The organism is Agrobacterium fabrum str. C58, from assembly GCF_000092025.1.
GTDB classification, from domain to species: Bacteria; Pseudomonadota; Alphaproteobacteria; order Rhizobiales; family Rhizobiaceae; genus Agrobacterium; species Agrobacterium fabrum.
Genome location: NC_003062.2, coordinates 234,325 through 255,543 on the forward strand (window position 1 = coordinate 234,325; position 21,219 = coordinate 255,543).

25 protein-coding genes are annotated in these 21,219 nt (G+C 58.8%); 14 read left to right on the forward strand and 11 right to left on the reverse strand.

Going from position 1 to position 21,219, the window contains the following annotated elements; genetic code table 11:
* A complete protein-coding gene (locus tag ATU_RS01115; protein WP_010970748.1) occupies positions 1 to 876 on the reverse strand; it encodes a DMT family transporter in 876 nt (291 codons plus the stop codon).
* 131 nt (positions 877 to 1,007) lie between these two features.
* Here ATU_RS01115 and ATU_RS01120 point away from each other — a divergent pair, with 131 nt between their 5' ends.
* On the forward strand, positions 1,008 to 2,381 hold the full coding sequence (locus tag ATU_RS01120; RefSeq protein ID WP_010970749.1) for an aminotransferase-like domain-containing protein: 1,374 nt from the start codon (positions 1,008 to 1,010) through the stop codon (positions 2,379 to 2,381).
* A 95-nt stretch (positions 2,382 to 2,476) separates the two neighbouring features.
* Entirely contained in the window at positions 2,477 to 2,794 is a 318-nt protein-coding gene (locus tag ATU_RS01125) for a hypothetical protein (protein ID WP_010970750.1), read from the forward strand.
* A 71-nt stretch (positions 2,795 to 2,865) separates the two neighbouring features.
* Here the strand turns inward: ATU_RS01125 and ATU_RS01130 are convergent, their stop codons facing one another.
* A complete protein-coding gene (locus tag ATU_RS01130) occupies positions 2,866 to 3,324 on the reverse strand; it encodes an Rrf2 family transcriptional regulator (RefSeq protein ID WP_010970751.1) in 459 nt (152 codons plus the stop codon).
* 154 nt (positions 3,325 to 3,478) lie between these two features.
* On the opposite strand from ATU_RS01130, the gene ATU_RS01135 reads away from it, so the two are divergent.
* Positions 3,479 to 4,372, forward strand: coding sequence for an NAD(P)/FAD-dependent oxidoreductase (locus tag ATU_RS01135; RefSeq protein WP_010970752.1), 894 nt, complete (start codon positions 3,479 to 3,481; stop codon positions 4,370 to 4,372).
* Here the strand turns inward: ATU_RS01135 and ATU_RS01140 are convergent.
* Complete coding sequence (locus ATU_RS01140) at positions 4,369 to 5,145, reverse strand: AraC family transcriptional regulator (protein ID WP_035256096.1); 777 nt, start codon at positions 5,143 to 5,145, stop codon at positions 4,369 to 4,371. The genes ATU_RS01135 and ATU_RS01140 overlap by 4 nt on opposite strands.
* Positions 5,146 to 5,239: 94 nt before the next feature.
* Here ATU_RS01140 and ATU_RS01145 point away from each other — a divergent pair, with 94 nt between their 5' ends.
* Positions 5,240 to 5,647, forward strand: coding sequence for a DUF2000 family protein (locus ATU_RS01145; RefSeq protein ID WP_010970754.1), 408 nt, complete (start codon positions 5,240 to 5,242; stop codon positions 5,645 to 5,647).
* A gap of 67 nt (positions 5,648 to 5,714) precedes the next feature.
* Here the strand turns inward: ATU_RS01145 and lepA are convergent, their stop codons facing one another.
* The 3 genes from lepA to ATU_RS01160 form a co-directional block, all read right to left on the reverse strand.
* Positions 5,715 to 7,541: a translation elongation factor 4 gene (lepA, locus tag ATU_RS01150; protein ID WP_010970755.1), complete on the reverse strand. Its 1,827-nt coding sequence runs from the start codon at positions 7,539 to 7,541 to the stop codon at positions 5,715 to 5,717.
* Positions 7,542 to 7,613: 72 nt separating this feature from the next.
* The gene (locus tag ATU_RS01155) at positions 7,614 to 8,483 is read right to left on the reverse strand and encodes a carbon-nitrogen hydrolase family protein (RefSeq protein WP_010970756.1); all 870 of its coding nucleotides are present in this window, start codon (positions 8,481 to 8,483) and stop codon (positions 7,614 to 7,616) included.
* Positions 8,480 to 9,085, reverse strand: a complete 606-nt coding sequence (locus tag ATU_RS01160) for a GNAT family N-acetyltransferase (RefSeq protein WP_035256100.1) — start codon at positions 9,083 to 9,085, stop codon at positions 8,480 to 8,482. Before ATU_RS01160 ends, ATU_RS01155 begins: the two co-directional genes overlap by 4 nt.
* A gap of 72 nt (positions 9,086 to 9,157) precedes the next feature.
* Here ATU_RS01160 and ATU_RS01165 point away from each other — a divergent pair, with 72 nt between their 5' ends.
* The 3 genes from ATU_RS01165 to ATU_RS01175 all read left to right on the forward strand — a co-directional run bounded on the left by ATU_RS01165 (position 9,158) and on the right by ATU_RS01175 (position 10,773).
* Positions 9,158 to 9,559, forward strand: a complete 402-nt coding sequence (locus tag ATU_RS01165) for a ketosteroid isomerase-related protein (protein ID WP_010972626.1) — start codon at positions 9,158 to 9,160, stop codon at positions 9,557 to 9,559.
* A 96-nt stretch (positions 9,560 to 9,655) separates the two neighbouring features.
* The gene (locus tag ATU_RS01170; RefSeq protein ID WP_010970758.1) at positions 9,656 to 10,237 is read left to right on the forward strand and encodes a helix-turn-helix domain-containing protein; all 582 of its coding nucleotides are present in this window, start codon (positions 9,656 to 9,658) and stop codon (positions 10,235 to 10,237) included.
* 17 nt (positions 10,238 to 10,254) lie between these two features.
* Entirely contained in the window at positions 10,255 to 10,773 is a 519-nt protein-coding gene (locus tag ATU_RS01175; protein WP_010970759.1) for a GNAT family N-acetyltransferase, read from the forward strand.
* A gap of 14 nt (positions 10,774 to 10,787) precedes the next feature.
* Here ATU_RS01175 and ATU_RS01180 read toward each other — a convergent pair whose 3' ends face one another.
* On the reverse strand, positions 10,788 to 11,861 hold the full coding sequence (locus ATU_RS01180) for an alpha/beta hydrolase family protein (protein ID WP_010970760.1): 1,074 nt from the start codon (positions 11,859 to 11,861) through the stop codon (positions 10,788 to 10,790).
* 143 nt (positions 11,862 to 12,004) lie between these two features.
* Between ATU_RS01180 and ATU_RS01185 the strand changes: the two genes are divergently transcribed.
* Complete coding sequence (locus ATU_RS01185) at positions 12,005 to 13,096, forward strand: helix-turn-helix domain-containing protein (protein WP_035256670.1); 1,092 nt, start codon at positions 12,005 to 12,007, stop codon at positions 13,094 to 13,096.
* Between the two features lie 3 nt (positions 13,097 to 13,099).
* Here ATU_RS01185 and ATU_RS01190 read toward each other — a convergent pair whose 3' ends face one another.
* Both ATU_RS01190 and ATU_RS01195 read right to left on the reverse strand, forming a co-directional pair.
* Positions 13,100 to 14,203 carry a TRAP transporter substrate-binding protein gene (locus ATU_RS01190; RefSeq protein WP_010970762.1) on the reverse strand — a complete coding sequence of 368 codons (1,104 nt, stop codon included), beginning with the start codon at positions 14,201 to 14,203 and terminating at the stop codon, positions 13,100 to 13,102.
* Between the two features lie 127 nt (positions 14,204 to 14,330).
* A complete protein-coding gene (locus ATU_RS01195) occupies positions 14,331 to 14,804 on the reverse strand; it encodes a group III truncated hemoglobin (protein ID WP_035256104.1) in 474 nt (157 codons plus the stop codon).
* Between the two features lie 140 nt (positions 14,805 to 14,944).
* Between ATU_RS01195 and mbfA the strand changes: the two genes are divergently transcribed.
* Positions 14,945 to 15,928: an iron exporter MbfA gene (gene mbfA, locus ATU_RS01200; protein ID WP_006310098.1), complete on the forward strand. Its 984-nt coding sequence runs from the start codon at positions 14,945 to 14,947 to the stop codon at positions 15,926 to 15,928.
* A 64-nt stretch (positions 15,929 to 15,992) separates the two neighbouring features.
* Here mbfA and ATU_RS01205 read toward each other — a convergent pair whose 3' ends face one another.
* Positions 15,993 to 16,607, reverse strand: coding sequence for a transglutaminase-like cysteine peptidase (locus tag ATU_RS01205; protein ID WP_006310099.1), 615 nt, complete (start codon positions 16,605 to 16,607; stop codon positions 15,993 to 15,995).
* Positions 16,608 to 16,726: 119 nt separating this feature from the next.
* Entirely contained in the window at positions 16,727 to 17,515 is a 789-nt protein-coding gene (locus ATU_RS01210; RefSeq protein ID WP_010970765.1) for an alpha/beta hydrolase, read from the reverse strand.
* 187 nt (positions 17,516 to 17,702) lie between these two features.
* Between ATU_RS01210 and infC the strand changes: the two genes are divergently transcribed.
* The 5 genes from infC (at position 17,703) to pheS (ending at position 21,195) form a co-directional block, all read left to right on the forward strand.
* Entirely contained in the window at positions 17,703 to 18,239 is a 537-nt protein-coding gene (gene infC / locus ATU_RS01215) for a translation initiation factor IF-3 (protein WP_080728780.1), read from the forward strand.
* Positions 18,240 to 18,428: 189 nt separating this feature from the next.
* Positions 18,429 to 18,632: a 50S ribosomal protein L35 gene (gene rpmI / locus ATU_RS01220; RefSeq protein ID WP_003493355.1), complete on the forward strand. Its 204-nt coding sequence runs from the start codon at positions 18,429 to 18,431 to the stop codon at positions 18,630 to 18,632.
* 40 nt (positions 18,633 to 18,672) lie between these two features.
* Positions 18,673 to 19,077 carry a 50S ribosomal protein L20 gene (gene rplT / locus ATU_RS01225; protein ID WP_010970766.1) on the forward strand — a complete coding sequence of 135 codons (405 nt, stop codon included), beginning with the start codon at positions 18,673 to 18,675 and terminating at the stop codon, positions 19,075 to 19,077.
* A gap of 164 nt (positions 19,078 to 19,241) precedes the next feature.
* Positions 19,242 to 20,120 (forward strand): lipopolysaccharide kinase InaA family protein, encoded by an 879-nt coding sequence (locus ATU_RS01230; protein ID WP_010970767.1) that lies wholly within the window; start codon positions 19,242 to 19,244, stop codon positions 20,118 to 20,120.
* Positions 20,113 to 21,195 (forward strand): phenylalanine--tRNA ligase subunit alpha, encoded by a 1,083-nt coding sequence (gene pheS, locus ATU_RS01235; RefSeq protein WP_006310105.1) that lies wholly within the window; start codon positions 20,113 to 20,115, stop codon positions 21,193 to 21,195. The genes ATU_RS01230 and pheS overlap by 8 nt, the downstream gene beginning before the upstream one ends.
* Positions 21,196 to 21,219 lie beyond the last annotated feature (24 nt).

Genomic DNA, 21,219 nt, shown 5'->3' on the forward strand with positions numbered 1-21,219 from the left:
TCAGCGCGCGAATTTTCGCGCGCCCGCAACGCACAGCACCACCACCAGCGTCACGCCGATCATGGCCGGGCTCACCTCTTCGTGCAGCAGAGTTGCGGCGAGCGCTAGCCCGAAGAAGGGCTGGAGCAATTGCAGCTGCCCCACCGCAGCGATACCGCCCAGCGCCAGCCCGCGATACCAGAAAATGAAACCGATCAGCATGCTGAACAGCGAGACATAGGCAAGGCCGCCCCAGGCCTGCGGGTCTATGCCGCCGAGCGTTTCCGGCCCGGTAAAAAAGGCGAGCGGCAGCATTACGGGCAGGGAAAGCACCAGCGCCCAGGAGATGACCTGCCAGCCGCCCAGCTTGCGGGAGAGGGCAGCGCCCTCCGCATAACCAAGTCCGCAGACGATGATTGCGCCGAGCATGAGAAGATCGCCGGCAAGCGAGGCCTCGATCCGGGCGGCGAACGAATTCGACAGGGAGAAACCCGCCACCAGCGCGCTGCCGAGGCAGGAGAACAGCCAGAAGACAGGGCGCGGGCGCTCTCCGCCGCGCATAACCGCAAAGATTGCAGTTGCAAGCGGCAGCAGCCCCACAAAAATGATGGAATGCGCCGAGGTGACATGCCGCAGCGCAAGCGCGGTCAAAAGCGGGAAACCCACCACGACCCCAATCGAGACGATGATCAGCGATGTCAGATCACCGCGCGCCGGGCGCTTCTGCCTGAACAGAAACAGCAGCGCCAGCGCCAACAGGCCCGCAATGCTGGCGCGGGCAGCGGTCAGGAACACGGGGTCGAAACCCGTTACCGCAAGGCGTGTCGCGGGCAGAGACCCGCTAAATATCACCACGCCCGTCAGCCCGTTCAGCCAACCGCTTGTCGTCTTGTCCATGATCGTCTCCTGCCTTTTGCCTTTCTTGATCCGGAATGGCTGGCAGGAACAGCGACAATACGATACAATATCAATAAACTGTTATGGTCTTAAAAGCAGTACGGTTAGGGATGGATGTGGACGGGAAGGTCATGGCAGGCACACGTATAGAAAAGGTGATGGCGAATATCCGCCAGCGCATCACCTCGCGCAGCCTTGTTCCGGGTGCTCGCCTGCCATCCGTGCGGGCGCTGGCAAAGACCATGCAGCTTTCCACGTCCACCATTGTCGAGGCTTATGACCGGCTTGTGGCGGATGGTACGATAAGCTCACGCCCCGGCTCCGGTTTTTTTGTTGCAGGTCCGCTTGCGCCACTCTCGCTTGCCGATATCGAACCGCGGCTCGACAGGGCGGTGGACCCTTTATGGGTTTCGCGGCAGGCGCTGGATGACGGTTCAGCTCTCGCCAAGCCCGGCTGCGGCTGGCTTCCGGCATCGTGGATGCCACAGGAGGCATTGCGGCGGGCGATGCGAGGGCTGGCCCGTGCCGATGACGCCCTGCTGACGGATTACGGCAGCCCGATGGGGCTGTTGCCGTTGCGCCAGCTTCTTTCACGCCGGCTGGCCGAACACGGTGTACAGGCGGGTGCCAGCCAGATCATGCTTACCGATTCCGGCACGCAGGCAATCGATCTTCTCTGCCGTTTCCTGCTGCAGCCGGGGGATACGGTTGTTGTCGACGACCCCTGTTACTTTAATTTCCACGCCCTGTTGCGAGCGCATCGGGTGAAGATCGTCGGGGTGCCCTATACACCTGCTGGACCCGACCTGCCACTTTTCGAGCAGGCGCTGAAAGAGCACCAGCCGCGGCTTTATATCACCAATTCCGCGATCCATAATCCGACTGGCGCAAGACTATCCGCCGTTTCCGCCCATCGCCTGCTGATGCTGGCCGAACAGCCGGGCCTGACCATCATCGAGGATGATATTTTTGCCGATTTCGAAACGCAGGCGGCTCCCCGGCTGGCGGCTTTTGATGGTCTGAACCGCGTTGTCCAGATCGGCAGCTTTTCCAAGACGCTGTCCGCCTCCGTGCGATGCGGTTTCATCGCGGCACCCCGGGCGTGGGTGGAAGCCCTGACCGACCTCAAGATCGCCACGGCTTTCGGTGGAACGCATTTTTCGGCGGCGCTTGTCCTGTCGCTTTTGACGGATGGAAGTTATCGCAAGCATGTCGAGGCTCTCCGGCAGCGTCTTGCGGCTGCGGTGCCGGAGGCGGCAACCCGTCTGAGATCGATCGGATGTATGCCGTGGATCGAGCCGCAGGCGGGCATGTTCCTGTGGTGCCGCCTGCCGGAAGGGACAGATGCCGCCGATGTGGCGCAGCGAGCGCTTGCACGGCAGGTGGTGCTGGCCCCCGGCAATGTGTTCAGCTCGTCGCAGAACGCTTCCGGTTTCATGCGTTTCAACGTGTCGCAAATGGTCGGCCCGCAGGTCATGACGGTGCTCGCGGATGCCCTTCGATGAGTGACTGGCCTTACCCATTTATCGGCATTTGAAGGAAATCGGAACAAAATCCCGTGAACGTCGTTTTCTCCGCAGAATGAAGAGGAGGAAACACCATGACATTCGATCCCAATAACCCGCGTCCGGACCGCGATTTACGTCCGGAACTGAATATCAGCAATGAACCGCAAGCCCGCACGTCGTCGTCCTGGGTACCGTGGTTGGCGATCATCGTTGTCGTTCTGGTCGGCGTTTTCGCCTGGTCGCAAATGAGCGGCCCGACCACCGATCCGGCAACGACGTCCTCCACCACGCCGCCTGCGGCAACGGATCAGGCACCGGCGCCGATGGCTCCGACCACCCCGGCAACGCCGCCCGTGAACAACACGGCACCGGCAAGCCCGAATACGGGTGGCACGCAGACCCAGCCTTAACGGGTTGATTGATATGATAGAACCGCCTGCTTTTCAGCAGGCGGTTTTTCTTTGTGGAAAGCCAGCCGCCCTTAAAGCTGCTCCATGGCGGAGGGGCAGTTGGAAAGCTTCGACCAACGATCGATCGATTCCTCTGCGAGCGTCGAAAGCGTTATGCTTCCAAAGCGGGACAACAGGATGTTTTCCGCCTCGTTCATGGCGTCGAAAAGTGCTGCATTGACCGCCTGTTCGATGACGCAATTAGGATTGTCGCCGGCCAGCCCGATCGAGAACAACTCCGGTGCGCCAAGCGCCCGGTAAATGTCGAGCAGCGTGATCTCGGTGAGCGGCTGTGCCAGCACCCACCCGCCGCCATGGCCTTTTTCCGACGATACGTAACCATGCTCCCGCAAGCCAGCCATCGTGCGGCGCACCACCACGGGATTGGTCTGCAGCATCGCCGCGATGTTTTCGGAGGTCGCGGCACCCTCATGTTTTTCCATATGGATCAGAATATGCAGCACCCGAGAAAGGCGTGTGTCGTGTCTCATTGCTCAGCCCATCCATTTATCGGGAACGCTATCAGTTTGGATGTGACGTAACAATATAAGTTGCGTGACTATTGACTTCAAAATTCATGTAACAATATAAGTTTCATGAAAATGAACGGCGCTTCCGCCTCATTCCCTGAACAATGGGTGCATCATGAAATTCGACGTCATCATTATCGGCGGCAGCTATGCCGGCCTTTCCGCCGCCCTGCAGCTTGGTCGCGCCAGAAAAAACATCCTGCTCGTGGATGCCGGCGAACGCAGAAATCGTTTCGCCAGCCATTCACACGGTTTCCTCGGGCAAGATGGCAAGGCGCCGGGCGAGATTATCGCCGAGGCACGCCGGCAGATCGAACGTTACCCGACCATACATTGGGTCGAAGGCAGGGTGACCGACGCCAAGGGCTCTTTCGGTGAGTTCATCGTTGAGATCGACGGCGGCCGCCGGGAGACGGCGGGCCGGCTTATCCTCGCCATGGGTGTGACCGATGAACTTCCTGAGATTGCCGGGCTGAGGGAGCGCTGGGGTTCTGCGGTCTTTCATTGCCCCTATTGCCATGGCTATGAACTCGATCAGGGAAAAATCGGCGTCATCGCCGCTTCGCCAATGGCTATCCACCACGCGTTGATGCTTCCCGACTGGGGCGAGACGACCTTTTTTACCAATGGCATAGTCGAGCCGGATGCGGATCAGCATGCGCTGCTGGCAGCGCGCGGCGTCCGGGTAGAAACAACCCGCATCAGGGAGATTGCCGGGCATGCGGATGTCGTTCTGGCGGATGGCCGCAGCATCGCACTGGCCGGGCTTTTCACCCAGCCGAAATTGCGCATCACTGTGGATTGGATCGAAAAACTCGGCTGCGCGGTGGAGGAAGGGCCAATGGGATCGACCATCGTGACGGACCCGATGAAACAGACCACCGCCCGCGGCATCTTCGCGTGTGGCGATGTGGCAAGACCGGCCGGCTCGGTCGCCCTTGCGGTGGGCGATGGCGCCATGGCGGGCGCTGCGGCTCACCGGTCCATCCTGTTCCCGGAAATGCGCTAATGTGAGACGAGGCTCAGCCAACGGCCCGGGGGCATGCCGAAGGCATTTTTGAAATGCCGGGTGAAATGCGCCTGGTCCGCGAAACCGCAGGCAAACGCCGTTTCGGCAAGGCTCGCACCCGCGCGCATCATGTCCTTGCATTTTTGCAGCCGGCGCATGATGAGATAGCGGTGCGGGCTGGTGCCGAACACGCAACGAAAGTGACGGAAGAGTGTGAAGCGGTCGAGCCCGCTTATCTGTTCCAGCTCCTGCGACACAACGGTGTCGGCGCTGTTCTCCAGCAGATAGTCGCGGCACAGTAGAACGGCGGCGCGGTCGATCCACTTGATGGATCTGGCGCTTCCGTTCGAATGTTTCCAGAGCAGATCCGAAAGCCGCGATTGCCAGTCGGTGAGAAGCAGACTGTCAGGTTCGCCGTCGAGATTGCCGAGTGCCTCGGTCAGGCATTGGCGGAACTCTTCGTCCTCGATGACGGCACTTCGGGCAAAGGGCAGCGTGTTATATCCCGCCTCCGTCGTTTTCTCCGGTGGAAGGTAGAGCATGCGATAGTGCAGGCCTTCGTCCGTGCCCGCGCCACCATCGTGAATTTCATCGGGATGCAGAACGATGACGTTTCCCGGCATGCTGAAATGCGATGTGCCGCGATAGGAAAAGGTCTGTACGCCGGAAAGCGTCACGCCGAGCGCATAGGTATCATGGCGATGCGGCGCATAGGCGTTGCCGTGAAAGCGCGCGTCTATGCGCTCGATGCCTTCGCTGGAGCGAGCCTGCACGATCCCTTCGAATTTGCACGAACGTTCAAGATCGTTGCTGCCCCGAGGCGCTAGGATCGCTTCTCTTTCGTAACCACAGCCAGATTGAGTTCGCATGTTTGATACCAAGATCGCCGTCATTCTTCGTGATGACCTTGCCGTATGGCAAAAACTGAACGTCACCGCATTTCTCATGTCCGGCATTGTCGCCCAGACCGGAGAGATTATCGGGGAACCATACCGCGATGGCGCAGGCAACGTCTACAATCCCCTGTCCATTCAGCCAATCGTCGTCATGGCCACGGATCAGGAGGCGTTGCGGAAAATCCACCAGCGTTCCCTCGAGCGTGACATCACGACATCGCTCTACATCGAGGAAATGTTCGCCACCGGCCACGATGCCGCCAACCGCCAGGTGTTTTCGCATTTTTCTCCCGATACTGCCAAGGTGGTCGGCATGGCGCTGAGGGCCGACAGGAAGATCGTCGACAAGATCACCAAGGGTGCGAAGCTGCACGCTTGAGGATCGGCCTTCAAACGCAAAAGGGAGGCTGTGGGCCTCCCTTTAACAGCGATGCAGTGATTGCCGCTTATTCGTCGTTCATCTTCAGAGCGGCGATAAAGGCTTCCTGCGGAATTTCCACCTTGCCGAACTGGCGCATGCGCTTTTTGCCTTCCTTCTGTTTGTCCAGAAGCTTGCGCTTGCGCGTTGCGTCACCGCCGTAACACTTCGCCGTCACGTCCTTGCGCAGCGCGCGCACGGTTTCGCGGGCGATGACCTTGCCGCCGATGGCCGCCTGGATGGGGATCTGGAACATGTGCGGCGGAATGAGTTCCTTCAGCTTTTCGCACATGCCGCGCCCGCGCCGGTCGGCCGCAGAGCGGTGCACCAGCATGGAGAGGGCATCGACAGGATCGCCATTGACGAGGATCGACATCTTGACGAGATCGCCTTCGCGATAGTCGATGATGTTGTAATCGAACGAGGCGTAACCCTTGGAGATGGATTTCAGGCGGTCGTAGAAATCGAACACCACTTCGTTGAGCGGCAGTTCATAGGTGATCATCGCGCGGTTGCCGACATAGGTCAGCTCCGTCTGCAGGCCGCGCCGGTCCTGACAGAGCTTCAGGATGCCGCCGAGATATTCATCCGGCGTCAGGATCGTCGCCTTGATCCACGGCTCGCGGATTTCCTTGATCTTCACCACGTCAGGCATATCTGCCGGGTTGTGAAGTTCCTTTTCCGTGCCATCCGTCAGCGTCATTTCATAGACAACCGAAGGGGCGGTGGCGACGAGATCGAGATTGAACTCGCGCTCAAGGCGTTCCTGGATGATTTCGAGATGCAGCAGGCCGAGGAAGCCGCAGCGGAAACCGAAACCGAGGGCGGCTGACGATTCCATTTCGAAGGAGAAGGAAGCGTCGTTGAGGCGAAGTTTGCCGACAGCCGCGCGCAGGTCTTCGAAGTCTGCCGCATCGACCGGGAAGAGACCACAGAATACCACCGGCTGCGCGGGCTTGAATCCGGGCAGGGCTTGCGCCGTCGGGCGCTTGTCGTCGGTGATCGTGTCGCCAACGCGGGTATCGGCGACTTCCTTGATCGAGGCGGTGATGAAGCCGATCTCGCCGGGGCCGAGGCTATCGACATTGACCATCTTCGGGGTAAGTACGCCAACGCGCTCGACGCCGTATTTCGCGCCGGAACCCATCATGCGGATCTGCTGGCCCTTGGTCAGCACGCCGTCGATGACGCGCACCAGAACCATGACGCCCAAATAGGTGTCGTACCAGCTGTCGACCAGCAGTGCCTTCAGCGGCCCGTTTTCGCCGACATCGCTTTTCGGCGGCGGCAAACGGTTGACAATGGCTTCCAGAACATCGGGAATGCCAAGACCGGTCTTGGCCGAGATCATCACGGCGTCGGAGGCGTCGATACCGATCACTTCCTCGATCTGTTCCTTGATGCGTTCTGGTTCGGCCGCCGGCAGGTCGATCTTGTTCAAGACCGTGACCAGCTCGTGATTATTGTCGATCGCCTGATAAACGTTGGCGAGCGTCTGGGCTTCCACGCCCTGCGATGCGTCAACCACCAGCAGGGAACCTTCGCAGGCTGAAAGCGAGCGGGATACTTCGTAGGCAAAGTCGACATGACCGGGCGTGTCGATGAGGTTTAGCACATAGGTCTCGCCGTTATTCGCCTTGTAGTGCAGGCGTACGGTCTGGGCCTTGATGGTGATGCCGCGCTCGCGCTCGATATCCATCGAATCGAGAACCTGTTCCGACATGTCGCGCTCGGCAAGGCCGCCCGTCGACTGGATCAACCGGTCGGCCAGCGTCGATTTGCCGTGATCGATGTGGGCAACGATCGAGAAGTTGCGGATATGGTCCAGGGGCGTGCGGGTCGAATTTGTGCTCATGTTCCGCGCTATAGCAGGGGCTTGTCATGCCGCAAAGCGGGAATTTGGTTAAAAGCCCTTTAAAATGGGCTTTCAGACCGCAAATTGCTCTGGCCAGTCGCGGCGGGTGGCAACCTGTCCCTCGGTACGCAACCTTGCCACAGTGGCAAGATCGATATCGGCGATCAGCATCAAGCTCTCCGTCACCGCATCGCTTTCGCTTTCCGCGAGGATGCCGGATGCCGGCATCCCATAGTCGGACGGCACGTAAAGGGCGGCCCGCCCGCGATTTTCATCGACGGCGGGAGACCATGGAGCCTCGCCCGCGGTGGGGGAGGAAAGAACGGCATATTGATTTTCCAGCGCCCGGGCCTGCGCGCCGATGCGCACCCGGTAAGCGCCGGCCAAAGTGTCGGTGCAGCTGGGCGCGAGCACCAGTTCAACTCCGAGTTCTGCCAGCTTGCGGCCGAGCATTGGAAACTCATTGTCGTAACAGATCAAAATACCGAGTCTGCCGATGCTCGTCTCGAAGGCTTTCAAACCCTCGACCCCGGCATGAATGTTCCATTGCTCCCGCTCGAAGCGGGTCATGATCTGCTTGTCCTGATAACCGATCAGGCCATCAGGGCCAAAGAGCCAGGCCCGGTTGCGGAACCTGCCGTCCGGGTCCTTCACCGGCGCACTGCCGGGCTGAAACAGAATTTGATGTTGCCGCGCTAGCTCTTCGCAAAGCTCCACCCAGGAGGGGATGAGCGGCTGTATCTCTTCGATGGAACGGTGCAGATCGGAGCGCGCATCGGGTGGCAATTGCCCGGTCAGCGCCATCGCCGAATATTCCGGCAGAAGCAGCAGTTCCGCGCCCTTTTCCTTGGCCTCGCGGACGATGGCGGAAAGATGCGCGGCATAGGCCTCCCATGTCTCGATCAGTTCGATGGCATATTGGCTGGCCGCTAACCGTGTCATTCGTTTACATCTCCGGCAATGGTCTTCATCCAGAAGGATAGCGGTTTTGCGCTTTCACTGCTCTCGTCGAGGTCCTGCCATGTGAAGCTGGTGCGCAATTCGGGATGGTGGCGATAACCCCGCTTTTCCCAGAATTCATTCAGCGGCACGTAATCCGCCGGACGGCGCGGATGATCAGCGGGCCGCTCGACAGCGCAGAAGGTGCACCAGTCGAAGCCCAGGCGTTTTGCATGGGCCTCCCGTTCCTCGAAGAAGCGCACTCCTATCCCGTGACCGCGATAGTCGTGTAGGAGCACGCTTTCTCCGAAATAAAATATCCGGTTAGGGTCGTAACCTGTCTTGAGGAAGGGTGTCTTCACCTCATCGGTTTCCGCGATCATCGGCATGCCGGTAGACATACCGACAACGCGCCCGTCATCGAGCGCCAGCACGAACACTGCGCCGTCAGTATCGGCATAGGTCGCGAGATATTTGCGCTCATAATCCAGCGAGCCGTCATAGAGGTAGGGAAAAGCGCGAAACACCTCGATCCGCAAGCGTGCGAGGTCATCGAAATAGGGTTCGGCGTCAATGCCGGAAAGAGACTTGATTTCGACGGTCATGGGCATTTTCACTCTCGGTTGTACTGGTTATATCGTCATGGAACACCCGCGCAAGCATGAACGGAGAAGACGATGACCGCTGCCGAGACCATCCGCGCCTATTACGATGCCTTCAACCGCCAGGACATGGATGCCTTCCTGGCGCTGCTTCACGATGAGGTGGTACATGACATCAATCAGGGCGAGCGCCAGACCGGCAAGGCCGCCTTCGCCTCCTTCATGGATCATATGAACCGCTGCTACCGGGAAAACCTCACGGACATGGTGATCATGGCGAGCGAAGACGGCAAACGCGCATCCGCTGAATTCGTCGTGAACGGGGAATATCTCAAAACCGATGAGGGCTTGCCGGAAGCGAACGGTCAGAAATACGTGCTGCCGGCCGGCGCCTTCTTCGACCTGAAGGACGGGAAAGTTAGCCGAGTAACAAACTACTATAATCTGAACGACTGGATCGCCCAGGTCGGCGCCTGAACCGTCATTTGCCAGGCGGAACCGGCCGCAAAGAGGCAATCATAATTTCCATTATCGTGGATATTGACTCCATCATATGAGAATAATAATCATCATATGATGGAAACTGAAGATCGAATTCTAGAACGCTCCATCGGCGAGCGGATCAAGGTGTTGCGGGCTGAAAGCGGCCTGACGCTGGAACGGCTCGCCTCCGAATCCGGCGTCAGTCGCGCCATGATTTCGCGCATCGAGCGAGGGGAGGCGAGCCCCACCGCGTCGCTGCTTGCGCGCATCTGCGCAGCACTCGGCCTGTCGCTCTCCGGTTTCTTCGCGGAAAACGAAGAGGCGGTTTCCCCGCTGGTGAAGAAACGCGACCAGCAGCTGTGGAAAGACCCGGAGACCGGTTATGTCCGCCGCGCCATTTCCCCACCACGGGTGGGGTCCGATGTCGATATCGTTGAAGTTGAATTTCCGGCAGGCGCGCGTGTCGGTTTTCCGCCGCACGCGGCAAGCCGGGGAATGACGCAATATGTCTGGCTTTTTGAAGGTGTTCTGGAAATGACGAGCGGCGGTGTCGTGCACCTGATGGATCCCGGAGACTGCCTTTTCATGCCGGTGGGCGAGGGGCATGTCTTTCACAATCCTTCCCAAAAACCCGCCCGTTATGCCGTCGTGCTGGATCAAAGACAGCGCTGATTCCCAGAGGAGTTCATATGGCCACCATCCGCGTATTAAACGGGCAGGAGACCATCGATGCCCTGCCCGAACTCTGCGATGTCCTTGCCGAATGTGTGAAGGGCGGCGCATCCGTCGGCTTCATGTTGCCCTTCTCCCCGCGGGATGCAGAACCCTATTGGCGCTCCGTGGCGGAAAACGTGGGCGAGGGCGGCACGATCCATGTGGTGGCGGAAGTGGATGGCAGGGTGGTCGGCACCGTGCAGGTCGGCCTTGCTTCCAAACCCAACCAGCCGCATCGCGGCGATCTGATGAAGCTTCTCGTGCATCCCGAGGCGCGGGGACTTGGTCTCGCCCGCAAGCTCATGGAGAAGGCGGAGCAGGAAGCGGCTGCTCGTGGCCGTACCCTTCTGGTGCTGGATACGGCCACCGGCAGTGATGCCGAGGCGATCTATCCCCGTCTCGGCTGGCAGCGGGTTGGCGTCATTCCCGATTACGCCCTGTTTCCCGACGGGCGTTATTGCGGCACGACCCTGTTTTACAAGCGCATCGGCTAGCACATTGCTGGGGCTTACTGTCCGGGCTTCAGCGTTCGGTTGAAGGCGGCAACGATCATCTTTTCCAGCTCGGCGTGAATATCGGAACGATCCCGCGGCCCGGTCGGTTCGCAGATCGGATCCCGCTCGCCGACGGATTTGAGAAATGCGCTGGCGCCTTCCTTGCAGAGGGGCAGGAAGCTGAAATGGTCGGCCTCGTCGACCTGCCGATAGGTTGCACCCGGCACTTCGGCCGCCAGCCTGTCCGCCAGCACCGCCGGCGGAATTTTTCCCTTGCTGCCGAGATTGATGAAGGTGAGCGGAATGTCGATCTTTCTCAAGCTCTCAGGTTGGAAGGCGAGTGCGAGGCCGGGATCGACCAGTACGGCGGAACGGATACGGGGGTCGCGGTTCTGCTGTTCGAAACGGGCCTTGTCGAGGGTTCTGAGATCGAGCTTCGGCACGCTGACCGGCTCGTTATTGACATAGGCCTGGCCACCGTCAAACCATTGGCAATCCATCATCGCTGCCTCCTTTTCACAATAACGCGCATAGGCTTCGAGATCGGCGCGGGCGCCGGATATCTCCATTGCCGCGCTACCGCCCAGCGAAAAGCCGAGGACGCCGATTCTCCCCGCATCAATCGAGGCGGACCATTTGCCTTGTGTCGTGAGCGCCGTGACGATCGCGGAAAGATCGCTGGTACGCTCCCAGATTTTCGGCGTATCGGCCGGTGTGGAATCGCCGCTGGTGGTGCCGGGATGGTTGGTGCCGGCGACGATGAAACCCTCACTCGCAAGTTTTTCGGCGATCCAGGCCATGCCGCTCACTCGTGAACCCGAGCCGTGAGATAAAAGCACCAACGGAAGGCGGCCCGGCTGCACCGCAGCGTCCTTGAAGGCGGGTGTGCCCTGAAAAATCCGATCCTCTCCGGAAAGCACCTGTGTACCCTTGCCGTCGGATGGATACCAGATCGTCACGGCAAGATCCTTGCCGCGGTCCGGCGAATGGATGGCGATGTCGCTGACGCCAACGGCCTCGCCCGCGAAAAGCGGCTGGATGGCGAGAGCGGAAAACAGGAAGGTCGTGATGGTCGTAAAGGTGCGCATGAAAACCCCGTGCGGTGAAAAGAACGAGATGCAATCTGCGCCGTCACCGGTTTTTTGCGTCCTTGATCGCGTTTGAGGTCGTACCGAAACGCGATCTGGTCCATGACTGGGCAAAATAGGGTCTCGCTTAGGGGATATTGTTCGTGCTGTTCATTCCGCTGCCTTTTGTCGTGGGGCTTCTGCTGGTCGTCATGTTCATCGTCTTCCTGCGAAGCGGAGACGATGTGCGGACCAACCGGGCCTTTCTGGCGTCCATTGCCCTTTGCGCCGTGCAATCTGTCCTCGTCGGGCTACGTTGGGGTTATGGCATCAGCGAAATGCGTTATGCCCTGCCGATCCTTGCCGCCTGCCTGCCGCCTCTTATCTACATTGCCTTTCGCGGATTGATGGGGGCGGGGGTGGAGAGCCGCAGGGTGATGCTCGCCAGTTTGGCCTTGTCGCCACTGTTGATCGTGGTGCTGGAATTTGCATTTCCGGCGGCGATCGACATCGCGCTGATCACCATTTTTGTCGGCCACGCCGTCGCGCTTCTTCTTCTTGGGAGGAAGGGGCCGGATGGGCTGGACGAGGCGCAATTCGCCAGCGTCGCCTCGGCACACCGGGCGCTCATCATCGCCGCCGTTGCTCTTTGTGTTTCTGCACTTTTCGATCTGCTGGTGTTTTTTGATTTCGAATGGGCGCAGGGGCAGAATGTTGCAGCACTCGTCAGCAATGCCAATCTTTTCGGATTGTTGTTGATCGGCCTCATGGCGGCTCTCGCCGGTAAAAGCAAAGCGCCGCAAACGGCGGCGGAGCCGATTTCGGACTTATCGTCTCCGGCAGAACCATCCGAACAGGACAGGGACATCGTCGCAAGGGTCGACCGGCTGATGGAGGTGCAGGCGCTTTATCGCGACGAGAACCTCAACCTGTCCCGGCTTGCGAGACGCCTCGGCCTGCCAAGTCGGCAAATCTCGGGTGCGATCAACCGCTCCCTCGGCGTCAATGTCTCGCAATATGTCAATCAGCTCCGCATCCGCGAAGCCTGCCGGCTGCTGGAGGAGACGGAGCAATCGGTGACGGCCATCATGTTGTCCGCCGGCTTTCAGACCAAGTCTAATTTCAATCGGGAATTTCGCCGTGTTACCGGCATGAGCCCGGTGGACTGGCGTGAACGCGAGGTGTGGAAGCTGGTATCGAACACAAAAACGGCCACCTGGCAGATGCCGGATGGCCGTTTGAGGATATTGAAATGAGGATCAGAGCGTGCCGTTGCGCTGCTGGATCATCATGTAGGTATCATAGGTATATTCGGCGATCTGGGCCCAGAGATAGGCGTCCTTCTTGAAGGCCTGCTGGCTTTCATAGATCTTCTTGAAGCTCTCGTTCTTGGCCGAAATCTCCGCATAGGTATCCTGCGCTGCCTTGTGGCAGACGTCGAGAATTTCCTGGCTGAAGGGGCGCAGGATGGCGCCCTGTGCCACGAGTTCCTTTAGCGCCTTCGGGTTGCGGGCATCGTAGCGCTCCAGCATGCTGGCGCTGCCGGCGGCGCAGGCGTCTTTCAGAATGCGCTTGTAGTTCTCAGGCAGATCATTGAACTTCTGCAGGTTCACGAAAGCATGCACGGCCGGGCCGCCTTCCCACCATGCCGGGTAGTAGTAATATTTCGCGACCTTGTAGAAACCGAGCTTCTGGTCGTCATAGGGGCCGACGAATTCTGTGGCGTCGATCGTGCCCTTTTCCAGCGCGGCATAAACATCGCCGCCGGCAATCTGCTGCGGTGTCACGCCAACCTTCTGCATCACCTGGCCGGTCAGGCCGGCAATGCGCATCTTCAGGCCCTTGAGGTCATCGATGGTGTTGATTTCCTTACGGAACCAGCCGCCCATCTGGGCGCCGGTATTGCCGAGCAGGATCGAGTAGATATTGTGCTGGGCAAGGAATTCATTGAGCAGCTCGTTGCCACCGGCCTGGTTGAACCAGGCATTTGTCTGGCGTGCATTGAGACCGAAGGGGACGGAGGTTCCAAGGGCGAAGGTCGGGTCCTTGCCGACATAATAATACGAGCAGGTATGCGCCATTTCAACGGTGCCAGCCGTCACCGCATCCGCCGCCTGCAACGCCGGCACGATTTCGCCGCCGGCAAAATGCTGGATGACGAAATTGCCGCCGGAGGCTTCCTTGACATGGTCGGCAACGATCTGGCCTGCGCCGAAAAGAATGTCGAGGCCCTTCGTGAAGGACGACGTCATGCGCCAGGTAATCTTGGGGTTTTCCTGCGCGATGGCCGGAGCGGCCAGAGCGGTTGCGGTAACACCGGCGCCGACGGCGCCCGCCTTGCGGATAAATGATCTGCGATCCATGTCGATAAGCCCTGCTATCTCTGCAAATACAGGCGAACCGCACGGTACGCCTCCCGCTGGCTACTAAACATTTATCCCTGCGGCCATCAAGAGGGAATATTGAAACTCGCGTGGCTCTTTCTTTGCCTTAAGACCTACTGCGTTTTACCGCCGGGTCATCCATTGCAGGATTATAAAACAGCGAAAGCGTCAGGCTTCTGGCGATGCGTTCCGCCGTTTCCATGAACCAGTCATGCGCCTTCCTGCTCGGTGCGATGTCATCGAGCGTCACTGAAAAAAGTGCGAGCCATTGAGGAAAAAGCTCCGCCGACATGCCTTGCACCCCCAGATGCGCCTGCACGGGTTTGCCACCATAGCTACCATTCTTGAAGGCGATAGCCGTCCAGAACTGTTTCATCCTGGCCATATGTTCCGGCCAGCGCCCGGCAAGCCGTGCATCGAAAACAGGGCCAAGCGTCTGGTGTTCAAGAACACGGCCGTAAAAGGTCTCCACCAGCAGATCGATGAAAGCGGCGTCGACGCCGATCTCAGCCATGGCCTTTTCCGCTCTGTCCTGAATTTCCGCATTGTGGACGGCTCGCCCTGCAATTTGATACTGCATCGTCTTTCCTTTTTGGCAAATTTACCGCGCAGCGCCGCTGGCTGCAATGCGACCTATTGCCTTGTTAGAATTATTCTAAAACGACTTGATCTCGACACGAGGCGGATGTATTTAGAATTATTCTAAAAAAGGTTTGAACCATGTTTCGCAGTCTTTTTTCCCTGTCCAAACGCCCTTTTTCCTCACTCGGCGAACAGGAAATCCTGGCACTCGCCATTTCGTCCGAAGAGGACGATTCCCGTATATACCGCTCCTATGCCGATCACCTTCGCGCGCAATATCCACAATCGGCCAAAGTTTTCGAGGATATGGCCGAGGTCGAGCAGCAGCATCGGAATGTCCTGATCGACATGCATCGCCGTCGTTTCGGCGAAACCATTCCGCTGATCCGTCGCGAACATGTGCGCGGTTTTTACGAACGCACGCCGGACTGGCTGGTGAAGAACCTGTCGCTCGAGAAAATCCGCGCCCAGGCCGAATTGATGGAAGCGCAGGCGATCCGCTTTTACGATGAGGCCGTCAAGCGCACCACCGATGCATCCACCCGCAAGCTCCTGGGTGATCTGGCCGAGGCGGAACGGGGTCATGAAGACATCGCCCAAATGCTGGAGGAAAAACATCTTGATGAGGGCGGCCGCACGGAAGAGGAGGAAACCGCCAAGCGGCAGTTCCTTCTGACCTATGTGCAGCCGGGCCTTGCCGGCCTTATGGACGGCTCCGTCTCGACGCTGGCGCCGATCTTCGCGGCGGCCTTTGCCACACAGGATACGTGGCAGACCTTCCTGATCGGTCTTTCCGCCTCGGTCGGTGCGGGTATCTCCATGGGCTTTACGGAGGCCGCTCATGACGACGGCAAGCTTTCCGGCCGTGGATCACCGTTGAAGCGCGGCCTGGCGTCGGGCATCATGACGGCCGTTGGCGGTCTCGGCCACGCGCTGCCCTATCTCATCCCGCATTTCTGGACGGCCACGGCGATTGCCGCCATCGTCGTTTTTGTGGAACTCTGGGCCATTGCCTTCATTCAGAACCGCTTCATGGAAACGCCGTTCCTGCGGGCGGTGTTTCAGGTGGTGCTGGGTGGCTCGCTGGTGCTGGCGGCCGGCATTATCATCGGCAACGCGTGAAAAAAAAGAAAGAGCCCGCGATGGCGGGCTCAATCAGAATTCTATCAGACTTGGAATTTGAGTGTCAGCGCAACGCGCCGACCAGAACGTCGCGACCATCTTCGATGGAAATCCAGCGGCCCGTATTGAAGGACGCCTGCCGCTTCAGATAGGTGTAGTTGGTGTCGGTCCACAGCTTCACGTCGTCGGTGAGGTTGTCGAGAATATAATCTCCATCCGTGGTGCGAAGCGTCAGCACGGCATGGCCTTCTCCGTCAGGCTTGCGGACGACGGTGATCAGCAGATCGGCCACGGAAAACCCGCGCTCGATCAGCTTCTTGCGCTTCAGCAGCACGAAATCTTCGCAGTCGCCGGCGGTCGTCGGATATTCCCAGACCTCGTCCTTGCCGTAGATTTCCTGGTCGGTCATCGCCACGATGGTGGTGTTAACGGAAGTATTGATCTCGCGAATGACGCCCCAGCCATAGTCGGTGACGCGCGGCGGCGGTGTCACCTTGCTGCGGATGTTGCACTCGTCGGCGTATTTCTGACAGAACTCGTAATGGCCGATTGGCTGGGACGTGATCCCGCCCGTTACCATGGAAGGGCTTCCCTTGATTTCCGCCATGGCGGAGGCAGCAGTCATTAGCCCGGCAGCAACTGCAAACAGCAGAGCACGCGCCAGCGGTGCGTTCATCATGAAACCCGTCCCTTAAATTCTTAACGAAAAGTTAAGAGGGATGGGGGGTAGGAGTCAATCATTAGCAATCGATGGCGCGCAAGACTCGTTGAATATGGTTAAGAGCGTTGCGCAAATGCCTATATTGCAAGGGCTTTGACGGCCGCGAGCATCCGCTCGATATCCTGCGGCCGGGAAAGCCGGTGGTCGCCGTCGCGGATCAACGTCAGCACGACATCGTCGGACGGAAGATGTTCGATGAGCTTTAGCGCATGCTGATAGGGAACATCGGGATCGCGCATGCCCTGCAGAACATGAACCGGGCAGCCGGTGGTGATGATGCCCGTGAGCACACGGTTCTGCTTTCCGTCTTCCATCAGCGCGCGGGTGAAGATGTTGGGCTCGGGGCTATAGTCCGAATGTTCCTCGAAATAACCCCGCTCTGCGAGAGAGGTCTTTTCCGCGTCCGAAAGGCTGGGCTCTATCAGTTCCTGCGTGAAATCGGGCGCAGGCGCGATGAGAACCAGACCGGCGACCGAGGGCGCGCCACCCGACTTGCGCAACTCCTCGATCATGCGCAACGCAATCCACCCGCCCATCGACGAGCCGACGAGAACGACGCGCGACGATGCCTTGGCGCGCACTACTGCAAGTGCCTCTTCGAGCCATCGCGAGATCGTGCCTTTGTTGAAATCGCCGCCGGAAGCGCCGTGGCCGGAATAATCGAGCCGCAGGCAGGCAAGGCCGTTTTCCGCTGCGAAGCGATCGAGTTCAACCGCTTTGGTTCCCGTCATGTCGGAGCGATAGCCGCCGAGCCAGACGAGCGTGGGTGCATCCGGCTGAGATGTTGCTGGGCGATGGAGGAAGGCGATGTTGCGGGCATCCTCGCCCATTCCTATATGCAGGAATTCAGCAGCTTGTTCGGTCATGTATATGCAGTTCTCCTGATTTTCGTGCAATATCGGCGGCGTATTTGCAAAAACCGTGGCAACAGGTGATCTTTTCGGGCAGATATGCTATTGACTTCGCCACGGCAATAACGACATTTCCGCCGCTTGTACCAAACAAGCTGTTTTTTGCTGACGTGATCCAGAAACAGATCAGGAGAATACGACCATTCGCAGACCTTTCAAAGCCGATGCCCCCGTTAAGGAGGGCCCGCGCTCCAACCGGGAAATTCGGGTTCCCAGAGTTCAGCTTATTGATGAAGAGGGCCAGAACCTCGGTAGCATGCCGACGGATCAGGCTTTGAAAATGGCGGAAGAGGCCGGTCTCGATCTCGTCGAGATTTCGCCTAACGCTGAACCGCCGGTATGCAAGATCCTCGATCTCGGCAAGCTTAAGTACTCGACCCAGAAAAAGGCCGCTGAAGCGCGCAAGAAACAGAAGATCGTCGAAGTCAAAGAAATCAAGATGCGCCCAAACATCGACACGCATGACTATGACGTGAAGATGAAGGCGATGAACCGGTTCTTTGACGAGGGTGACAAGGTGAAGGTGACCCTGAAGTTCCGTGGCCGTGAAATGGCCCACCAGGAACTCGGCATGAAGCTTCTCCTTCAGGTTAAGGAAGATACCCAGGCAATTGCCAAGGTGGAAGCCGAGCCGAAGCTGGAAGGCCGTCAGATGATGATGGTTCTCGCCCCGAGATAATTTGCGCCAGTTCTGAAAGCTGCGTAAATCACCGCCGCAAGGGGAAATTTTCATTCCCCGTTGCGCTTTTAGCCGACTGCGGTTATAAGCGCGCGTCCGAACGGTCCGGCAGGGCATGCCGAGGCCGTTCCTGAATAGCTTGAAATAGGCCTCGTCTGCCTGTTTCGATACAAAAAACGGAGTAGCAAAATGCCCAAGATGAAGACGAAGTCCGCTGCAAAAAAGCGGTTCAAGATCACCGCCACCGGTAAGGTTGTTGCAGCCGCCGCCGGTAAGCGCCACGGCATGATCAAGCGTACCAACAAGTTCATTCGCGACGCGCGTGGAACCATGGTTCTCGCCGAAGCTGACGGCAAGAAAGTCGTCAAGAACTACCTGCCGAACGGTCTCTGAGACTTTTCCGCACTTTTGGACACTTTAAGGAGATCATGACATGGCACGCGTAAAACGTGGCGTAACTTCCCGCGCCAAGCACACCAAGACACTCAAGGCAGCCAAGGGCTTCTACGGCCGCCGCAAGAACACCATCCGCGCAGCAAAGGCTGCCGTGGATCGTTCCAAGCAGTACGCTTACCGCGACCGCAAGGTCAACAAGCGCAACTTCCGCGCTCTGTGGATCCAGCGTATCAACGCTGCTGTTCGCGAATCCGGCCTGACCTACGGCCGCTTCATCGACGGCCTGAACAAGGCTGGCATCGAAGTCGACCGCAAGGTTCTGTCCGACATGGCTATCCATGAGCCGGCAGCATTCGGCGCGCTCGTTGAAGCCGCGAAGAAGGCGCTTGAGTACCTCAAGGATGCCGGTACGACCAACGAGTTTGAAACCGCTGTAAAGTAATTACGGCGCGGACAATCTGTTGTCATTTTAAACCCGCGTCGGGAAACCGGCGCGGGTTTTTCGTTTTGAGCTGCTGATACATTTCCATCGGTGTTTTTTAATTTAGAAATTTAGAAGAGTTGGAGTATTCACGCCGTTTGGAGCGAAACCTTTGGTGGACGAAAATGCTGGTCAATAAAAGTGAGGTTGTGGAAACGGAAGGTTTTCGCGTTCATCTTGACGACGATGACATCGCAACCGTGATGCGCGTCCTCCTGAAAAGTGACCGGCGCATTCAGAAGGTCGAGCTTTCGCAGCTGACGGTATGGATCAAACGGCAGGGCACGGAACGGGTGACCTGGTGGATGAAAATGCAGAAGCTGCTGTCGAAACTTCTGCCCTACACCTTTCTTCGTCCTTCCGAACCGCTTGACGGTGCGGGCCTCATGCAGCGAGAACTGGAAACATTGCAGCAGTTCCAGCAACGCGGCTTCCCGGTTCCGCCGCTGATCTATTCTTCACGCACGGCGGTGGTGCTGGGAGATGTCGGACCGACGCTCATGGAGCGGATGGATGCGCTGAAGTCGTCCGATCCGGTGGAGCATGATGCCTTGCTTGTGAAATCCGCGGAAGCGCTCGGCGAGCTGCATGCTGCGGGCCTCTGCCACGGCCGCCCGCATGTGCGTGATTTCTTTTTAAAGGACGGCCGTGTCGGTTTCATGGATTTCGAGGAGCGCCCGCAGGAGGTCATGCCGCTTGAAACGGCGCAGGCCCGCGATATCTGGCTGCTGTTTCTGCAGGTCGCGACCCGTGCCTGTGATGCCCCTAAAACCCGCGACGCAGCCTTTTCACGCTGGCTTGAAAACACCCCGCCCCGGGCAGTCGAAGAATTAAGCCGCCTGACCGGCATTCTCGGGCGATTTTTACCGCTTGCCCGGTTGATCGGGCGCGTGCGGATGGGTAGTGATCTGCGACGCTTTATCATGGCGACCGACTATCTGATGAATGCTGTGAACACCGACGCCGCTGTTAAAAAGTCCGGCAAGGCAGGAAAAGATGACTGAACTTGATACCTTGAAATCGCAACTGATGTCGGAGATCGCCGCCGCTGCCGATGAGCCGGCCATCGAGGCCGTGCGCGTCTCCGCGCTCGGCAAGAAGGGCTCGGTTTCGGAGCTTCTGAAGACGCTTGGCAGCATGACGCCGGAGGAGCGCCAGACCCGTGGCGCTGCCATCAACCAGCTGAAGACCGAAATCACCGACCTTATCGGCGAGCGCAAGAACGCGCTGAAGGATGCGGCCATCGCCGCCCGGCTGAAGGCGGAAACGGTGGATGTCAGCCTGCCGGTGCGCCAGTCGCCTACCGAACGTGGCCGTATCCATCCGATCAGCCAGATCGTCGATGAAATCACCGCCATCTTCGCGGATATGGGTTTCTCGATCGCCGAAGGTCCTGACATCGAGACCGACTATTACAACTTCACGGCACTGAATTTCCCTGAAGGCCATCCGGCACGCGAGATGCACGACACCTTCTTCTTCCAGCCGGACGAAAAAGGCGAGCGCAAGGTGCTGCGCACCCACACCTCGCCGGTGCAGATCCGCACCATGGAAAGCCAGAAGCCGCCGATCCGCATCGTCATTCCTGGCAAGACCTATCGTCAGGATTCCGATGCCACCCATTCGCCGATGTTCCATCAGGTTGAGGGTCTTGTCATCGACAAGAAGGCGCATGTCGGCAATCTGCGCTGGGTGCTGGAAGAGTTCTGCAAGACCTTCTTCGAGGTCGATAGCGTCGTCATGCGCTTCCGCCCGTCTTTCTTCCCCTTCACGGAACCGAGCTTCGAGGTGGACATCCAGTGCGACCGTTCCGGCCCCATCGTCAAGTTCGGCGAAGGCAAGGACTGGATGGAAATCCTCGGCTGCGGCATGGTGCACCCCAATGTGCTGCGCGCCGGCGGACTGGATCCGGATGAATATCAGGGCTTTGCCTGGGGCATGGGCCTCGACCGCATCGCCATGCTGAAATACGGCATGCCGGACCTGCGCGATTTCTTCAACGCCGATGTCCGCTGGATGAACCATTACGGCTTCCGCCCGCTCGACATGCCGACGCTGTTCGGCGGTCTGAGCGTTTAATCCGGTTAGCCAAGGAGCAACGAC

What these genes read in the sequence shown, in the direction of transcription:
- ATU_RS01115 (WP_010970748.1), bottom strand. Translation starts at nt 876, where the DNA reads ATGGACAAGACGACAAGCGGTTGGCTGAACGGGCTGACGGGCGTGGTG.
- ATU_RS01120 (WP_010970749.1), top strand. Translation starts at nt 1,008, where the DNA reads ATGGCAGGCACACGTATAGAAAAGGTGATGGCGAATATCCGCCAGCGC.
- ATU_RS01125 (WP_010970750.1), top strand. Translation starts at nt 2,477, where the DNA reads ATGACATTCGATCCCAATAACCCGCGTCCGGACCGCGATTTACGTCCG.
- ATU_RS01130 (WP_010970751.1), bottom strand. Translation starts at nt 3,324, where the DNA reads ATGAGACACGACACACGCCTTTCTCGGGTGCTGCATATTCTGATCCAT.
- ATU_RS01135 (WP_010970752.1), top strand. Translation starts at nt 3,479, where the DNA reads ATGAAATTCGACGTCATCATTATCGGCGGCAGCTATGCCGGCCTTTCC.
- ATU_RS01145 (WP_010970754.1), top strand. Translation starts at nt 5,240, where the DNA reads ATGTTTGATACCAAGATCGCCGTCATTCTTCGTGATGACCTTGCCGTA.
- lepA (WP_010970755.1), bottom strand. Translation starts at nt 7,541, where the DNA reads ATGAGCACAAATTCGACCCGCACGCCCCTGGACCATATCCGCAACTTC.
- ATU_RS01155 (WP_010970756.1), bottom strand. Translation starts at nt 8,483, where the DNA reads ATGACACGGTTAGCGGCCAGCCAATATGCCATCGAACTGATCGAGACA.
- ATU_RS01160 (WP_035256100.1), bottom strand. Translation starts at nt 9,085, where the DNA reads ATGACCGTCGAAATCAAGTCTCTTTCCGGCATTGACGCCGAACCCTAT.
- ATU_RS01165 (WP_010972626.1), top strand. Translation starts at nt 9,158, where the DNA reads ATGACCGCTGCCGAGACCATCCGCGCCTATTACGATGCCTTCAACCGC.
- ATU_RS01170 (WP_010970758.1), top strand. Translation starts at nt 9,656, where the DNA reads ATGATGGAAACTGAAGATCGAATTCTAGAACGCTCCATCGGCGAGCGG.
- ATU_RS01175 (WP_010970759.1), top strand. Translation starts at nt 10,255, where the DNA reads ATGGCCACCATCCGCGTATTAAACGGGCAGGAGACCATCGATGCCCTG.
- ATU_RS01180 (WP_010970760.1), bottom strand. Translation starts at nt 11,861, where the DNA reads ATGCGCACCTTTACGACCATCACGACCTTCCTGTTTTCCGCTCTCGCC.
- ATU_RS01190 (WP_010970762.1), bottom strand. Translation starts at nt 14,203, where the DNA reads ATGGATCGCAGATCATTTATCCGCAAGGCGGGCGCCGTCGGCGCCGGT.
- ATU_RS01195 (WP_035256104.1), bottom strand. Translation starts at nt 14,804, where the DNA reads ATGCAGTATCAAATTGCAGGGCGAGCCGTCCACAATGCGGAAATTCAG.
- mbfA (WP_006310098.1), top strand. Translation starts at nt 14,945, where the DNA reads ATGTTTCGCAGTCTTTTTTCCCTGTCCAAACGCCCTTTTTCCTCACTC.
- ATU_RS01205 (WP_006310099.1), bottom strand. Translation starts at nt 16,607, where the DNA reads ATGATGAACGCACCGCTGGCGCGTGCTCTGCTGTTTGCAGTTGCTGCC.
- ATU_RS01210 (WP_010970765.1), bottom strand. Translation starts at nt 17,515, where the DNA reads ATGACCGAACAAGCTGCTGAATTCCTGCATATAGGAATGGGCGAGGAT.
- rpmI (WP_003493355.1), top strand. Translation starts at nt 18,429, where the DNA reads ATGCCCAAGATGAAGACGAAGTCCGCTGCAAAAAAGCGGTTCAAGATC.
- rplT (WP_010970766.1), top strand. Translation starts at nt 18,673, where the DNA reads ATGGCACGCGTAAAACGTGGCGTAACTTCCCGCGCCAAGCACACCAAG.
- ATU_RS01230 (WP_010970767.1), top strand. Translation starts at nt 19,242, where the DNA reads ATGCTGGTCAATAAAAGTGAGGTTGTGGAAACGGAAGGTTTTCGCGTT.
- pheS (WP_006310105.1), top strand. Translation starts at nt 20,113, where the DNA reads ATGACTGAACTTGATACCTTGAAATCGCAACTGATGTCGGAGATCGCC.